We start from the raw sequence: 14,742 nt of genomic DNA on the forward strand, positions 1-14,742 counted from the left end.
CCGTTCTCGATACCGGAGCCGATACGCGTTTATCCCCGGATCCGCTTGATCGATTATGACGGAACGGATCGACGTGTTACACGTCGACGACGACCCCTCGGTGCTCGACCTCACCGAGGCGTATCTCGACCGCGAACTGGCGTCGGCGTCGGTGACGAGCGTGACGGAGCCGGAGACCGGACTCGAGCGGCTCGATGCGGAGTCGTTCGACTGCGTCGTCAGCGACTACGACATGCCCGGGATGGACGGGCTGGCGTTCTTCGAGACGCTGCGGAAGGACCACCCGGCGATCCCGTTCGTGTTGTACACGGGGAAGGGGTCCGAGGAGATCGCGAGCCGTGCGCTCAACGCGGGCGTCACCGGCTACTTCCAGAAGGGCGGGCCCGAACAGCTCCAGCGGCTCGCCACCCGCGTTCAACAGGCGGTCGAGGAGTTCCGGACGCGCCGGGCGGCCGACCGTTACTCGACGGTGCTCGAGGCGCTCGGCTACCCCGTCTACGTCGTCGACGAGACGGGGACGTTCGACTACGTCAACGAGCCGTTCGCGGAACTGACCGGGTACGACCGCGAGGAGATCCTCGGAAGCAAGCCCGACCTGATCAAAGACGAGGAGGCGGTCCAGAAGGCCGAAGACCGGCTCGGCTCGATCCTCTCGAGTGGGGATCCGGACATCCAGCGGTTCCGGGTCGACATCGTCCCGAAGGAGGGCGACCCGATCCCGTGTCGCGACCACATGGCCGTCCTCCCCTACGAGGGCGAGGAGTTCGACGGCAGCGTGGGGATCCTCCGGGACGTCTCCGTGGAGGCGGCCCGCCGCGAGGAGCTCGAGACGAAACGGCGGGCGCTCGACGAGGCCCCCGTCGGGATCACCATCACCGACCCGAGCCTGCCGGACAACCCGATGGTGTACGTCAACGACGAGTTCGTCGAGATGACCGGGTACGACCGCGAGGAGGCGGTCGGCGTCAACTGCCGGTTCTTACAGGGTCCCGACACCGACGAGGCGGCCGTCGCGGAACTCCGGAAGTCGATCGACGCCGAGGAACCCGCGAGCGTCGAGCTGTTGAACTACCGCAGGGACGGCACGCCGTTCTGGAACCGCGTCAGCATCGCGCCGATCCGCGAGGCCGAGAACGACCGCGTCACCGGCTGGGTCGGCTTCCAGGAAGACATCACGGCGTTCAAAGAGCGCGAGGGCGCGCTCCGCCGGCAGAACGAGCGGCTCGACGAGTTCGCCGGGATCGTCAGCCACGACCTCCGGAACCCGCTCAACGTCGCCCGCGGCAGGGTGGACCTGGCCCGCGAGGAGACCGGCAGCGACCACCTCGAGGCCGCCGTCGACGCGCTCGACCGGATCGAGTCGATCGTCGACCACACGCTGACGCTGGCCCGCGAGGGGGAGACCGTCGGCGACCCCGAACCGGTCGATCTGGCCGCGCTCGCCGAGGACAGTTGGGGCACGGTCGACACCGACGAGGCGAGTCTCGAGGTCGAACTCGACGGGGCCGCTCTCGCCGATCCCGACCGGCTTCGGAACCTCTTCGAGAACCTGTTCCGGAACGCGATCGAACACGGATCCGTCGACTGCGACGCCGTCACCGTCCGGATCGGCGGGCTGGAGGACGGCTTCTCCGTCGCCGACGACGGCCCCGGGATCCCGGAGGAGATCCGGGACGACCTGTTCGAACCCGGCGAGAGCGACTCCGACGGAAACACCGGGTTCGGACTGGCCATCGTCAAGGAGATCGCCACGGCACACGGCTGGGACGTCTCCGTGACGGACTCCGAAAGCGGCGGCGCGCGGTTCGAGATCCGCGGGATAGCCCGCCCCGAAGCGAAACCCGCGGAGTAGTCGGTACGCCCCCGATTCGGCGAGAAACCGGATCGCCTCCCGCCGTCCGCAAGGGCCTTCACGACCCGGATCGAACCGGAGTCGAATGGGGTCGATCTCGGAGATACTCGGGACCGATCGCCGCGTGATCGTCCTCGCGCTCGCACGGATGGTCGGCGCGGTCGGCAACTCGTTTCTCATCGTCGTCCTCCCGCTGTACGTCGCCAGCGACCTGATCGACATCGACGCCCTCGTCGGGTCGAGCCTCGGGATCGGCGCCGTGAGCGTGACGCTCACCGAGCCGCTTCTCATCGGGATCGTCCTCTCGCTTTTCGGCTTCCTCAACAGCTTCTCACAGCCGTTCACCGGGCGGCTCTCCGACCGGCTGGCCACCCGGCGGCCGTTCGTGCTCGCCGGAATCTTACTTTTGGGGACCGCGAGCGCGCTCTACACGCTCGCGGACGCCTACTGGATCCTCGTCGTCCTCCGAGCGATCCAGGGGTTCGGGGCCGCGTTGACGATCCCGGCGACGGTCGCGCTCGTCAACGAGTACGCGGGCAGCGCGGACCAGCGGGGGGGAAACTTCGGCGTCTTCAACACCTTCCGGCTGATCGGGTTCGGCTTCGGCCCCGTCCTCGCGGGCGTCGTCGTCGACAACGGCCCCTACGACCTGTCTGCGGTCGGGCTCCCGGTCGTCAACGGCTTCGACGCCGCCTTCGCGGCCGCCTGTCTCGGCGCGTACCTCAGTTTCCTTCTGGTCTACCTCCTCGTTCACGACGCCGCCGACGCGGCGGAGGCGGGCGACGACCTCTCGATCCGGGTCCGCGGCGAGGACCGCCTGCTCGATCCCGTCTTCGTGCTGGGGGTCGCGACGGTCGCGATGGGGCTGTGTATCGCGCTGTACGCGACCCTCCAGAACCAGGTGAACCTGCGGTTGGACCAGCCGCCCGTCTGGTTCGGCGTCCAGTTCGCGGCGGTCACCATCGCGAACGTGGCCCTCCAGGTCCCGGTCGGGCGCGCCAGCGACCGGATCGGTCGCCGGCCGTTCCTCGTGGGCGGCTTCCTGCTCCTCGCGCCGACGACGCTCCTACAGGGGCTCGTCCTCTCGCCCGTCCTGATGACGCTCGTCCGGCTCGGTCAGGGCGTCGCCGTCGCGTTCGTCTTCGCGCCCTCGCTCGCGCTCGCCGGCGACCTCGCCCGCGAGGGCGAGTCGGGGACGACGCTGTCGGTGTTGACCATGGGGTTCGGCTTCGGCGTCGCGCTCGGTCCGCTGGCGTCCGGCTGGCTCGTCGGCTTCGGCTTCGTCGTCCCCTTCGCCGTCGGCGGGGTCCTCGCGCTCGTGGCGCTCGTGTTGGTGGTGACGCAGGTCGAGGAGACGCTCGAGACGGCCGACGCCGCGAGCGGGGCCGCCGCGGACGACTGATAGTGATTACTGCGACTATTTTCACGGACGGTGTCGGAAGACGCCGAATCAAGGACTTCTACTACCGATACAGGTCGTCAGGCCGGTAAAGAACCGCAGTAATCACTATGAACCCGACCCGATAAGTCCCCGCCGCCCGAACGGGAGCCGTGCCCCGCGACCGCGTCCACTGCGTCGACTGTCGCGAGCCCATCCCCGGCGACGCGCGGGTCTGCCCGCACTGCCGTGCGCTCCAGCCCTCGCCGCTCGTCGACGTCGGCATCGTCGTCTCCGGCGTCTTCGCGTTCGTCTTCGGGGCGATCCTCGCGTTGATGACGATCGGGACGACCCGGCTCGCCGGTTTCCTGCTTCTCGTCGTCGGCTTCGGGCTCGCGGTCGGCGGCTACACGCGCCACGTCGACCGGACGGCGGAGCGTCGGGCGCGGTGATTGCCGCCGTTTCGAGCGTGACCCGCCCGCCCGTCGCGACCTTTTAAGACGGACGGCGGCACACGTGACGGTATGTTCACGCCACTCAACGCGGGGGTCGTCGTCGCGGGCCTCCTGCTCGCGTTCGTCGGCGCGGCGGTCTCCGTGTACGCCGTGTCGCTGACCGGCTTCCTGATCGGCGCGGGCGCGGGCTACCTCGCCGCGCCGAACCTCGCCGGACTGATCGCCGTCGACGGGCTGGTGCTCTCCGCGGGCGGCGTCCTGCTCGGCGGCGCGGTCGGCGGGTTCCTCGCGTACGCCGGGCTCTCCTTCGCCGTTCTCGCGATCGGCGGGGTCGTCGGCGGCTTCGCGGGGCGGTTCGCCGTCGGCCCGTTCTACGCGGCCGACGCGGCCGGAATCGAGGGAACGGCGCTGCTCGTCGGCGCGACGCTCGCGGGCGTCGCCGTCGGCGCGCTCTTCGGGTTCGTGCTCACGCGGACGACGCTCGTGGTCTCGACGGCGTTCATCGGTGCGGCGCTCGCGTCGCGCTCGCTCACCCCCGGGTCCTTCGCGACCGCCGCCGAGGAGCTGACCGTCGAGCCGCTGCTCTTCGACCCCACCGCGCTCCCGTTCCTCGCGCTGTTCGTCCTCGGCGGGCTCTCACAGCTCGGGCTGTTCAAGTTCGGCTACGTGACGAAGCTGGTCGGGATACTCCCCGGCGCGCGACGGTGGACCGCGGGCGACGACGAGGGGACGGCCTCGTGAGCGACGGCTCACCTGCGACCGACGACCGGCCCGGGAGCGACGCTCCGCTCGACGCCGCCACGGTGCTTCTCACGGGCGCGCACGGCACGGTCGGCACCGCGGTGACGGCGAACTCGGCGGTCGAGTACGTCCTCCTCGACCGCGAGGAGCCGTCGGCGGAACTCGGCGACGGCACGCCGCATCCGCACCGCGACCGCGAGACGGTCGTCCGCGACGTGGGCGACCCCGACGCGCCCGCGTCGCTCGCGGCGGTCATGGACGACCGGGAGGTCGACGCCGTCGTCCACCTCGCGGGCGCGCCGGCGGTGTCAACGCCCTACGAGTCGGTCGAGCGCAACAACGTCCGCGGCACGCGAAACGTCCTCGAGGCCGCCTCGCGAGCGGGCGTCGACACCGTCGTCTTCGCCTCCTCGAACCACGCGGTCGGCATGTACGAGGAGCAGCACGCGCCGTCGCTGTACGACCCCGACTACGACCTGACGGTCGACGCCGAGAGCCCACTGCGGCCCGACTCCGACTACGGCGCGTCGAAGGTGGCCGGCGAGGCGTGGTGTCGGCTCTACGCCGAGCGCGAGGGGATCGACTGCTACGCGCTCCGGATCGGCTCGGTCCGGGACCCGACCCACGACCACCCGTTCGGCGACGCGGAGCGCGCCGTCGCCCGCGGCGACTGCGAGCGCGGCGACGAGACGTACGGGGAGGCCGTCGCGCGGATGCGGTGTACGTGGCTCTCGCGGCGGGACTGTGCCGGGCTGGTGGACGCGTGTCTGCGGGACGGACTGGATTCGGATGCGGACGAGGGGGACGGCGGAGGCACGGACGACCTGAACCCGAACACCCTCGCCGGCGGGGCCTTCGAGATATTCTACGGGATCAGCGACAACCCGAACTCGTGGTTCGACCTCGAACACGCCCGCGAGCGAGTCGGGTACGAGCCGATGGATTCGGGAAACGAGATGTCCGAACCGCCGGAGTAGGTGGGTGTCGGTCGGTATAGAGGCAGAGGTTCGTACGCCGACCTTGGATTCCCTCGGTGGTCTAGTGCTGAAACTACTGTTCCGTTACAAACGTGTCCGCGTCAGGACTTTCGAGTTCGGAAGACGTCTTCGCTGACTTACCTTTTTCCTCGGCGGACGCAACGGCAGTCACATGAGTACTGATTTCGGAACCGCTCGACACGTCCGCAACGGAATCCGGTACGTTGCGGTGGGAGTGGTACTGCTGGCAGCGTGGAACTTCCTCGCGCCGCACGCGGGAGCGCCTTCGTGGGCACCGTATCTGGATATATTGCCCGTGATCGTGGGACGGACCGAAACGAGTGGGCTGGTCAACGGAACACACATCGGCGTCCTTGCGGTCGCCGCCGTGGTAGTAATGAAGGTCTGAATCTATTCAAGCCAGCTGAAGACACGATTACGGGGAACACCGTCAAAGCCCCAGCCGCGAGGGCTCGCGCACCTCGCTGCGCGCTTCAGTCGCTCGCGTTGCTCGCTCCCTCCAGTGCTTACGCCGGTGTACTTCGCCCTCGCGGCTGCCCCTTTGAGTCCCCCCACCGCGACCGCCCCGCACCTCACGCCTCCCCAGCCTCGCGGCTCCTTTCAGTCGCCGCGTCCCTCGCGGTCTCCTCGCGCCCTTCGGACGCTCGGAGGCGCGCCACCGCGAGATCAGAAAAACTAGTTCCGCTCCTATCCGTCGAGTGCGGCTTCCAGTCGGTCGATGGGTCCCTCGTTGCCGACGTGGAGGGGGACACGGTCGTGGATCCCGTCGGGCTCGACGTCGAGGATCGAGCCGGAGCCGTCCGATGACGCCCCGCCCATCGACTCGACGATGTACGCGATCGGGTTCGCCTCGAAGGAGAGCCGGAGCTTCCCCTCGGGCGCGTCGACGAGGGCGGGGTACGCGAAGACCCCGCCGTAGGTCACCACCTGGTTCACGTCGCCGACCATCGACCCGCCGTACCGCAGCTTGAGTTCGTCCTCGACCTCGCGAGCGTACTCCCGGAACGCGGCGGGCCAGTCGGGCACCCGCCCGCCGAAGCCGTAGACGGTCGGCTCGTCGGGCAGCGTCAGGTCGTCGTCGACGACCGACCGGGTGACGCCGGGGTCGTCGCCGTCGCGCTCGACGACCTCCTCGCGGACGCCCCGGTCGTCGGCGACGATCATCGTCGTGATCGGGCCGTAGAGGACGTACCCGGCGGCGACGAGGTCCCGCCCGGAGGCGGGAAGCGGCGCGTCGTAGACGCCGACGACGGTCCCCATCGTGTTGTTCGACCGCAGGTTCGAGGAGCCGTCGAGGGGGTCGATCGCGACCGCGTACGCGCCCTCGCCGACCGCGCCGCCGACGTCGATCGCCTCCGGGCGCTCCTCGCTGACGAACGAGCCGACGCCCTCGACCGCGGAGAGCGCCTCCAGGAGCAACTCGTCCGCGTACACGTCGCCCGCCAGCACCGTCTCGCCCGAGGGGTTCTCCGTCCCGCTCTCGACGCGGCGGCCGGGCAGGGCGTCGCGGATCTCCGGGGCCGTCGCCGCGACCGCGTCGAAGACCGCTTCGACGACCGGATCGGCGTCGGTCATCAGTCGTCGCTCTCGGCGATGGCCAGCGCCTCCGCCGGGTCGACCTCCTGGAAGACCACGGCCTCGAGCGCGTCGAGGATCCGTTCGGGGTCGTCGCGCTGGAAGACGTTTCGGCCGACCGCGAGCCCCGTCGCGCCGGCGTCGATGGCGTCCGCGACGTTCCGGAGGAACGCCTTGTCGTCGCGCATCGTCCCGCCGGACATGACCACCTGCGTGGGGCCGGCCATCCTGACGGCCTCGCCCATCGCCTCGGCGGAGCCGGGGTACTTCACCTTCACGAAGTCGGCGCCGAGCTCGAGCCCGAGCCGGGCCCCGTAGCAGATCACCTCGGGGCTGCCGTCGTTTCGCAGTCCCTGTCCGCGCGGGTACGACCACATCACGACGCCCATGTCGTGTTCGCGGGCACCCTCCTGTGCCTCGCGGAACTCCTCGGCCATCTCCACCTCGTGGTTCGAGCCGCCGTAGACGGTGAAGCCGATCGCGTCGGCACCGAGTTCGGCGGCGTACTCGGCCGAGCAGTTGACCGCGCTGTTCGGCTCGCCCCGCCAGAGGTTCGAGGTCCCGTTGAGCTTCAGGAGCAGGTTCACGTCGTCCTCGTACTCCGGGTAGTACGCCTCTGCGACCCCCTTCTGGACGGCCAGCGCCGTCACCGCCTCGTGGGTCGCTAACTCGAACAGCCGCTCGGGGTCGGCCGTCGCCGGGTTGGGCTCGAAGTCGACCGGCCCGTGTTCGAGGCCGTGGTCGTACGCCAGAATGAGCGACTTTCCGTCCCGTGAGATGTCGTCGGCGGCGTGAGGAAGCATCAGTTCGTACTCCGGTTACATCGATAAAAAACACTACGGTCGATCGAGCGTTCGTAAAGAAACGAATTCGATGGGCTCACCGCGCTCTCGATCGCGTTCGGAACGGATCCCTCGATGGTTTCCATTACTACTCAGATAGTAAACGATCGTCCGGACGAAACGATCGGCGAGCCACAACGCTTAGGATTCGTGGCACGGCAGCGGTTCCCATGCGAGAGCTATCCGCGGTGGAGACGGTGGGCGTGGTCGGTGCCGGGACGATGGGCCACGGCATCGCACAGGTCGCCGCGACCGCCGGGTACGACGTGACCATGCGCGACGTGGAGGCCGAGTACGTCGACCGGGGCCTCGAGGGGATCGCCTCGAGTCTCGATCGACTCGCCGCGAAGGACGCGCTCGCGGAGGATCCAGAGACGATCCGATCGCGGATCTCGGGCACCACGGACCTCGCGGCTCTCGCCGACGCCGACCTCGTCGTCGAGGCCGTGATCGAGGACCTCGAGGTGAAACGGGACGTCTTCGCCGACCTCGCGTCAGTCACCGACGACGACGTCGTCCTCGCGACCAACACGTCGACGCTCTCGGTCACGTCGATCGCGAGCGCTACCGACCGCGCGGACGCGGTCGTCGGCCTCCACTTCATGAACCCCGTTCCGGTGATGGAGGGCGTCGAGGTCGTCGTGGGCGAGCGGACCGCCGACGAGGTCGTCGCGTTCGCCCACGCGTTCGCGGCCGACCTGGGCAAGGAGACGTGGGAGTCGGACGACAAGCCGGGGTTCGTCACCAACCGGATCCTGATGCCGTGGATCAACGAGGGGGTCCGCGCGTACGACGAGGGCGTGGCCACGCGGGACGACGTCGACCGCGGGATGCGACTCGGCACGAACGTCCCGATGGGCCCGCTCGAACTCGCCGACCACATCGGCCTCGACGTGGTGCTCGACGCCAGCGAGACGCTCCACGAGGAGCTCGGCGACCGGTACAAGCCGGCGTACCTCCTCAAGCGCAAGGTCGCCGCCGGCGACCTCGGCAAGAAGACGGGCGAGGGGTTCTACGCCTACGAGTGAGCCGACCGGGAAACGCCTAAGCCGCTCGCCGCCCGCGTTCGGGCATGCAACCGATCTCGATACTCGGTCCCGGGGCGGACGACCTCGCCGGGACCCTCGCGGAGCGGCTGGAGGGACGCGTCGCGGTCGTCCGTCGGGACGAGAGCCCGGACGAATCGAACGAACGGGGACACCACGACGGGGACACCGCGGGCGACACGACCCTCTCGCTTTCGTCCGACGGTTCCTGGACCGGCCGCGGGACCGTCGACGGCTTCGACGCGCTCCTCGATCGGCTCGCGCCGGACCACGACTACCTCGTCGCGGTCGGACTCGCCCGGCTCCGGGTTCCGGCGGTGCTGCTCGGGGACGACGCCGACCCCGACGAAACGCCGGGGGACGTGCTCGCTCGCGGGGCGGGTCCCGAGGACGTCGACGTCGACGACCTCCTCGCGGCGCTCGTGGGCGCCGAGCCGTGGGTCACTCGCGAGCTGCTCGTGGACCGCGTCGAGCGGTCGGCCGACGCGGAGCGGTCGGGCGCGATCGCGACGTTCACCGGACGAGTCCGTGCCCGGGACGCCCCTGACGACGAGCGGACGACCCACCTCGCCTTCGAGAAGTACGAGGGCGTCGCTCGCGAGCGCATGGACGCGATCGCCGCGGAACTGACCGACCGGGAGGGCGTCTTCGAGGTGGCCTTCCACCACCGCACGGGCGTGATTGAGGCGGGCGAGGACATCGTCTTCGTGGTCGTCCTCGCGGGCCACCGGGCGGAGGCGTTTCGGGCCGTCGAGGACGGGATCGACCGGCTCAAGGACGAGGTCCCGATCTTCAAGAAGGAGACCACCGAGTCCGAGGAGTTCTGGCTCCACCAGCGGTCGTGAACGTCGGAGGCGTCGGTCCTCCGGTTCCCCCGTTTCGACCACCTTCCGTGCTCCGCGAGCCGCGACGGCCCTCCCGTACGGCGTCGTCTCCGCTCCGCGCTCGACCGTGATCGGGTCGTCCGGCCGGCATTGTAGGGGCAAATACCACCGATAAACTCGGATCCGGCGACCGATCGGTCCTCGGACGAACCGGTCCTCTTGGGATCGGATCGAACGATTCTATGAGGGTTATAAACTGTTTAACCGTCTATCGAACGGTTATAAAACGTCGTTCGGTACGTTTTATTTTCCGTTCGTCGTTTGAAAGGTGCTGAAACCCCCTGAATGCCACCCAACGGTCTCCCCTTTATAACATCCCCCGCCGCCATGGACGAGTCGTACCATGAGCGCGACTGCGAACCCCTCCACGAACGCGGGCACGACCGACGACCTCTCCAAGGAGGAGCGGCTGAAGCGGTACCTGCTCGAACGCGCCGAAGACGGCGAGATGTACTTCAAAGGGAAGTTCATCTCGGACGACGTCGAACTCTCGCCGAAGGAGATCGGCGCGCTGATGGTGAAACTCAGCGAGTCGGCCACCGAGCTCACCGTCGAGAAGTGGTCGTACACGGGCGCGACCACCTGGCGGGTCGAGCCCGCCTGATCCAACCGTCGTCGAACCGGACGCGCTCACGCGTCCCCGCCGATCGTTTTGAACCCCCGAACGGTACGCCCTTCCGTTCTTTCCGCTCTTTCTGCTCTTTCCGCTCTTTCCGTTCCTCCGTCAGTCGATCAGTCGGTTCTCCGGCCCGCTCCGCCGTTCTCTCTCCCGGTCCCTCGCCCTCCGATCGGTTCGTTCCGCGTCCGGTGACGCGGGGTTTATACTCGGCGACGGCCAACGACCGACGATGTCAGAACGCGAGGACGGGACGGCCTCGGCGGCCGCCGACGTCCCTCGTCCCGACCCGCTCCGGACCTTCTTCCGCGTCGAGGAGGTCCGCCGCGAGGACGGTCGCGTCCGCTACGTCGGCGAGTCGTACATCCCCGAACGGACGCTCCTCCGGAAGATCGTTCCGGCGTTCCGCGAGGCGGGCTACGACGTCGACGTGGAGACGGTCGAGGACGGCCACGTCGTCGTCGCGACCCCCTTCGGCCACGGGCGCGAGGGGATCCCCTGGGTGAACGTGGGGCTGTTCCTCGCGACGGTGCTCTCGACGCTATTCGTCGGCGCGTACGGCTGGTACTACGTCCCGCTCGCGGAGATCCGCGCGAACCCCCTCTCGATGCTACAGGCGTGGCCGTTCACCGCCGCCGTCCTCGGCGTGTTGATGACCCACGAACTGGGCCACTACGTCGCCGGGCGATACCACGGCGTCGACGTGTCGCTTCCGTACGTCATCCCGTTCGTGTTCCCGTTCGGGACGCTCGGCGCGGTGATCCGGATGCGCGGCCGAATGCCCTCCCGGAAGGCGCTCTTCGACGTCGGCGCGGCCGGTCCCATCGCCGGGCTCGTCGCCACCGTGGTCGTCACCGTGATCGGTCTCTCGCTCGATCCGATCCGCGTTCCGGCGGAGCTCGTGACGGGTTCCGGGACGATGATCCGCTTCAACAACCCGCCGCTTTTGGACCTCATCGCCGGGCTGATCGGCCAGCCCACCTCGTACTCGGATCCGACCCGGGCGGTCCACCCGGTGATCATCGGCGGGTGGGTCGGGATGTTCTTCACCCTCCTGAACCTGCTTCCGGTCGGCCAGCTCGACGGGGGCCACATGGTCCGCGCGATGGTCGGGCCGCGCCAGGAGACGATCGCGTCGCTCGTGCCCGGCGCGCTGTTCGCGATCGCCGCGTACCTCCACTACGGACGCGGGCTCGGGCTCGACGAGTCGGTCGGCCTCTGGGCGTTCTGGGGCGTCTTCTCGCTCGTCATCGCCTTCAACGGCCCGGCGAACCCCGACGACGAGGCGAGGCTCGACTGGCCCCGCGTCGCCATCGGCGTGTTGACGTTCGGGGCGGGTGCGCTCTGTTTCCTGCTCGTCCCGATACAGGTCGTGACGGCCTGAGGCCCGAGGATGCCCGCGCTCGACACCCCCGCGTGGCTCGAACGGGTCGGGTTCCGGACGCTCTACCGGCTCGCGGACCTGACGTACGCCCTCGGGGTCGCCACGCCCAAGCGAACCGTCGCCGGCACCTACTGGAGCTACGAGCCGACGAACCCCCACGGCGACGACCCCGGGCTGGCCGCGCTCGACCGGCTCCCGAACGACGCGACGGTCCTCGACGTCGGCGCGCACGTCGGCGAGCACGCGATCCCGCTCGCCGTCGGCACCGACCGCCGGGTCGTCGCGTTCGAGCCCAACGGCGAGAGCGCGGACCGACTGGTGCGGAACGCGGCCCGAAACGGGCTCGACGCCGGCGGTGATCGCGGGATCGATCTCCGACGAGCGGGGCTCGGCGACGAGCGCGGGTCGCTGCCGTTCTACCGCTCGACGTTCTCGAAGTGCTCCGCGTTCGACCGCGACCGCGCGACCCGGTGGGGGGCACGGGTCGCCGCCGTCGAGGAGGTTCCGGTGTACCGGCTCGACGATCTGGTCGAGGGAGGTGCCGCGGGCGACGGGACCGTCTCCGGCGACCCGGTCCCCGCGCCCGACGCGATCAAGGTCGACGTCGAGGGCCACGAGCCGGCGGTGTTGCGCGGGGCGGAGACGACGATCCGGACCCACCGACCGCTGCTCGTCGTCGAGGTACACGAGGCGGGCGGCGCCGGATCGGCTGACGGTGTGGGGGCTAACGGCGACCCACTGGAGGGCGTCGACGACTCCTCGGCGCACGCCGCCGACCACGAAGACGCCCTCCGGTCGTGGCTCTCGGAACGCGGCTACGACGTGGACGAGCGGGACGACGTCTGGGTCTGTCGTGGGTGACTCACGTCCTCTCAGTCGTCGCGTCGCTCCCGCATCCCCTGTCTGGTGAACTGCGGGTTCCCCGGGATCGTCCGCCGCTTCTTGCGGAACGACCGGTACAACGCGACCGCGAGCGGGGTCGCGAGCAGGAGGACGATCGCCGCGAGCCGCCACTCCTCGGCGAACGAGTAGAGGATCGTCGCCGAGAGGACGCCGACCGCGAGCAGCACGGAGTAGGCGATCCGCATCGCCAGCTTGTCGAGCACCCGCGACTCGTCCTCGATGGTGACGTCGATGTGGAGGTCGCCGCGGTTCGCCCGGTCGAGGAACGTCTCGGCCTTCGGCGGGACGGTGAAGAGCGACTCGGTCGTCCGTTGGAGCTGTCTGCCGGCGTCCTCGGCGAGCTCGCGGGCGGTCTGCTCGTAGTACCCCTCCGCCTCCAGGTAGTTCGTCGCGGTCGCGATGAAGTCGAACTCGGGGTCGAGCGTGACGCAGACCCCCTCGACGACGGTGGCGACCCGGAGGACCAACGCGAGGTTTCGGGGGAGCCGCAGCGGGAACTCGTAGATGGTCGACTCCACCTGCTCGATGATCTGGTTGACGCGGTACTGCTCGATCTGCTCGCCGCGGGCGTCGGCGATGGCGAGGTCCATCACCTCGCCCATCACGTCGCGGTCGACCTCGGGCGAGAGCGTCCCCATCGAGATCAGCGTGTCGAGGATCGCGTCGGTGTCCTGTCTGGCCACCGCGACGTAGAACTCGACGATCTTCTCCTGGACGAACGGGTCGACCCGCCCGGACATCCCGAAGTCGTAGAAGATCACGGCGCCCTCCGCGTCGACTGCGAGGTTCCCCGGGTGCGGGTCGGCGTGGAACACGCCGTCGTCGATGATCATCTGGAGGTACACCTCCTGGAGCGTCTCCGCGATCGCGGTCCGGTCGAGGCCTGCCGCGTCGAGCTCGTCGGTCCGGCTGATCTTCGTCCCGCCGATGTACTCCATCGTGAGCACCCGAGGACCCGAGGCGGCCTCGTAGACCTCCGGGATCCGGATCCGGTCGTCGCCCGCGAAGTTCGCCTTGATCTCCTCGAGCATCTCCCGCTCGCGGCGGTAGTCCATCTCCTCGCGGATCGTCTTCGCGAACTCCTCGGAGAGGTTCTCGATCGAGAACGCCCGGCCGCCGCCGATGAACCGCCGAACGATCGGGAGCGACCAGCGGATCGCCCTGAGGTCCGCCTCGACGAGCGACTCGATCCCGGGGCGGCGCACCTTCACGGCCACGTCGTTCCCCTCGAACCGCGCGGTGTACACCTGCCCGAGGCTGGCCCCGCTTATCGACTCCGCGTCGAAGTCGTCGAACGTCTCCTCGACGGGGCCGAGTTCGTCCTCCAGCACCCGCTTCGAGTCCGCCCAGTCGGCGGGCGGGACGTCGTCCTGGAGCCCCTCGAGCACCTCGATGTAGGCGGGCGGGAGGACGTCCGGCCGTGTCGACAGCAACTGGCCGAGCTTGATGAACGTCGGCCCGAGCGTGAGCAGGATGTCGAGGAGGACGTCGGCGCGCTCGCGCTGGGTGGCGGCGTCAACCTCGCGGCCTCGTCCGAAAAGCAGGAACCGCTTGCGATCCCGCCAGTAGGCGAGGATCAGCGGCGAGAACCGCCGAATCACGACGAGAAACCGCCAGTAGGCGCGGAGGTTGACCAGCGTGACCACCCGTCAGGCGTCGGCCTCGTCTCCGTCGTCGCTCTCCTCGACCGGGATCCGATGGGCGTCGGCGTCGGCGCGCTTCGGGAGGGTCACCTCGAGGACGCCGCGGTCCATCTCGGCGTCGGCGTCGTCGCCGTCGGCGTCCGGCGGCAGCGGGAGCTCGGCGTCGAGAAACAGCGGGCGGTCCTCCCGGACGTAGCGGAAGCCCTCCGGCGTCGACTTCTCGCGACGGGCCTCGATGACGATCCGGCCGTCCTCGAAGAGGACCTCCGTGCTCCCCGCGGTCGTCCCGGGGAGGTCGACGAGCAGGACGTACCCGTCGTCGGACTCGAGCAGGTCCGCAAACACCGCGTCCGGGAGGTCCCGAAGCGCGTCGCGTAACGCTGACATGGACGACCGTACGGTCGCCGCGGCGAAAAACCTGTGGT

Annotated in this window: 15 protein-coding genes; 11 read left to right on the forward strand and 4 right to left on the reverse strand. The window is 69.3% G+C overall.

From position 1 onward, the window contains the following. The first annotated feature begins 55 nt into the window (after nucleotides 1–55). From F3H10_RS13125 to F3H10_RS13150, 6 genes are all read left to right on the forward strand, one after another. Nucleotides 56–1,852, forward strand: a complete 1,797-nt coding sequence (locus tag F3H10_RS13125) for a hybrid sensor histidine kinase/response regulator (protein WP_149785213.1) — start codon at nucleotides 56–58, stop codon at nucleotides 1,850–1,852. Between the two features lie 85 nt (nucleotides 1,853–1,937). Continuing rightward, entirely contained in the window at nucleotides 1,938–3,254 is a 1,317-nt protein-coding gene (locus tag F3H10_RS13130; RefSeq protein ID WP_149785214.1) for an MFS transporter, read from the forward strand. 149 nt (nucleotides 3,255–3,403) lie between these two features. Then, nucleotides 3,404–3,682, forward strand: a complete 279-nt coding sequence (locus F3H10_RS13135; protein WP_142986201.1) for a zinc ribbon domain-containing protein — start codon at nucleotides 3,404–3,406, stop codon at nucleotides 3,680–3,682. Nucleotides 3,683–3,754: 72 nt separating this feature from the next. Then, entirely contained in the window at nucleotides 3,755–4,426 is a 672-nt protein-coding gene (locus F3H10_RS13140) for a phosphate ABC transporter permease (RefSeq protein WP_149785215.1), read from the forward strand. Then, a complete protein-coding gene (locus F3H10_RS13145) occupies nucleotides 4,423–5,403 on the forward strand; it encodes an NAD-dependent epimerase/dehydratase family protein (protein WP_223174315.1) in 981 nt (326 codons plus the stop codon). Before F3H10_RS13140 ends, F3H10_RS13145 begins: the two co-directional genes overlap by 4 nt. A 172-nt stretch (nucleotides 5,404–5,575) precedes the next feature. Further along, nucleotides 5,576–5,812 (forward strand): hypothetical protein, encoded by a 237-nt coding sequence (locus F3H10_RS13150; protein WP_149785216.1) that lies wholly within the window; start codon nucleotides 5,576–5,578, stop codon nucleotides 5,810–5,812. Nucleotides 5,813–6,111: 299 nt separating this feature from the next. Here the strand turns inward: F3H10_RS13150 and F3H10_RS13155 are convergent, their stop codons facing one another. Both F3H10_RS13155 and F3H10_RS13160 read right to left on the reverse strand, forming a co-directional pair. Then, a complete protein-coding gene (locus F3H10_RS13155; protein ID WP_149785217.1) occupies nucleotides 6,112–6,999 on the reverse strand; it encodes a class 1 fructose-bisphosphatase in 888 nt (295 codons plus the stop codon). Beyond that, complete coding sequence (locus F3H10_RS13160) at nucleotides 6,999–7,802, reverse strand: class I fructose-bisphosphate aldolase (RefSeq protein ID WP_149785218.1); 804 nt, start codon at nucleotides 7,800–7,802, stop codon at nucleotides 6,999–7,001. Before F3H10_RS13160 ends, F3H10_RS13155 begins: the two co-directional genes overlap by 1 nt. Nucleotides 7,803–8,011: 209 nt before the next feature. On the opposite strand from F3H10_RS13160, the gene F3H10_RS13165 reads away from it, so the two are divergent. The 5 genes from F3H10_RS13165 (at nucleotide 8,012) to F3H10_RS13185 (ending at nucleotide 12,632) form a co-directional block, all read left to right on the forward strand. Further along, a complete protein-coding gene (locus F3H10_RS13165; protein ID WP_149785219.1) occupies nucleotides 8,012–8,869 on the forward strand; it encodes a 3-hydroxyacyl-CoA dehydrogenase family protein in 858 nt (285 codons plus the stop codon). A 44-nt stretch (nucleotides 8,870–8,913) separates the two neighbouring features. Then, on the forward strand, nucleotides 8,914–9,732 hold the full coding sequence (locus F3H10_RS13170) for a molybdopterin synthase (RefSeq protein WP_149785220.1): 819 nt from the start codon (nucleotides 8,914–8,916) through the stop codon (nucleotides 9,730–9,732). 382 nt (nucleotides 9,733–10,114) lie between these two features. Further along, a complete protein-coding gene (locus tag F3H10_RS13175; RefSeq protein WP_149785221.1) occupies nucleotides 10,115–10,375 on the forward strand; it encodes a DUF7123 family protein in 261 nt (86 codons plus the stop codon). A gap of 244 nt (nucleotides 10,376–10,619) precedes the next feature. Next, nucleotides 10,620–11,771: a site-2 protease family protein gene (locus F3H10_RS13180; protein WP_149785222.1), complete on the forward strand. Its 1,152-nt coding sequence runs from the start codon at nucleotides 10,620–10,622 to the stop codon at nucleotides 11,769–11,771. 9 nt (nucleotides 11,772–11,780) lie between these two features. Further along, complete coding sequence (locus tag F3H10_RS13185) at nucleotides 11,781–12,632, forward strand: FkbM family methyltransferase (protein WP_149785223.1); 852 nt, start codon at nucleotides 11,781–11,783, stop codon at nucleotides 12,630–12,632. An 11-nt stretch (nucleotides 12,633–12,643) separates the two neighbouring features. Here F3H10_RS13185 and F3H10_RS13190 read toward each other — a convergent pair whose 3' ends face one another. Both F3H10_RS13190 and F3H10_RS13195 read right to left on the reverse strand, forming a co-directional pair. Next, a complete protein-coding gene (locus tag F3H10_RS13190) occupies nucleotides 12,644–14,320 on the reverse strand; it encodes an ABC1 kinase family protein (RefSeq protein WP_149785224.1) in 1,677 nt (558 codons plus the stop codon). A gap of 3 nt (nucleotides 14,321–14,323) precedes the next feature. Beyond that, nucleotides 14,324–14,704: an Hsp20/alpha crystallin family protein gene (locus F3H10_RS13195; RefSeq protein ID WP_149785225.1), complete on the reverse strand. Its 381-nt coding sequence runs from the start codon at nucleotides 14,702–14,704 to the stop codon at nucleotides 14,324–14,326. Nucleotides 14,705–14,742 lie beyond the last annotated feature (38 nt).

Origin of the sequence: Halorubrum aquaticum (assembly GCF_900113615.1) — an archaeon.
GTDB lineage: Archaea > Halobacteriota > Halobacteria > Halobacteriales > Haloferacaceae > Halorubrum > Halorubrum aquaticum.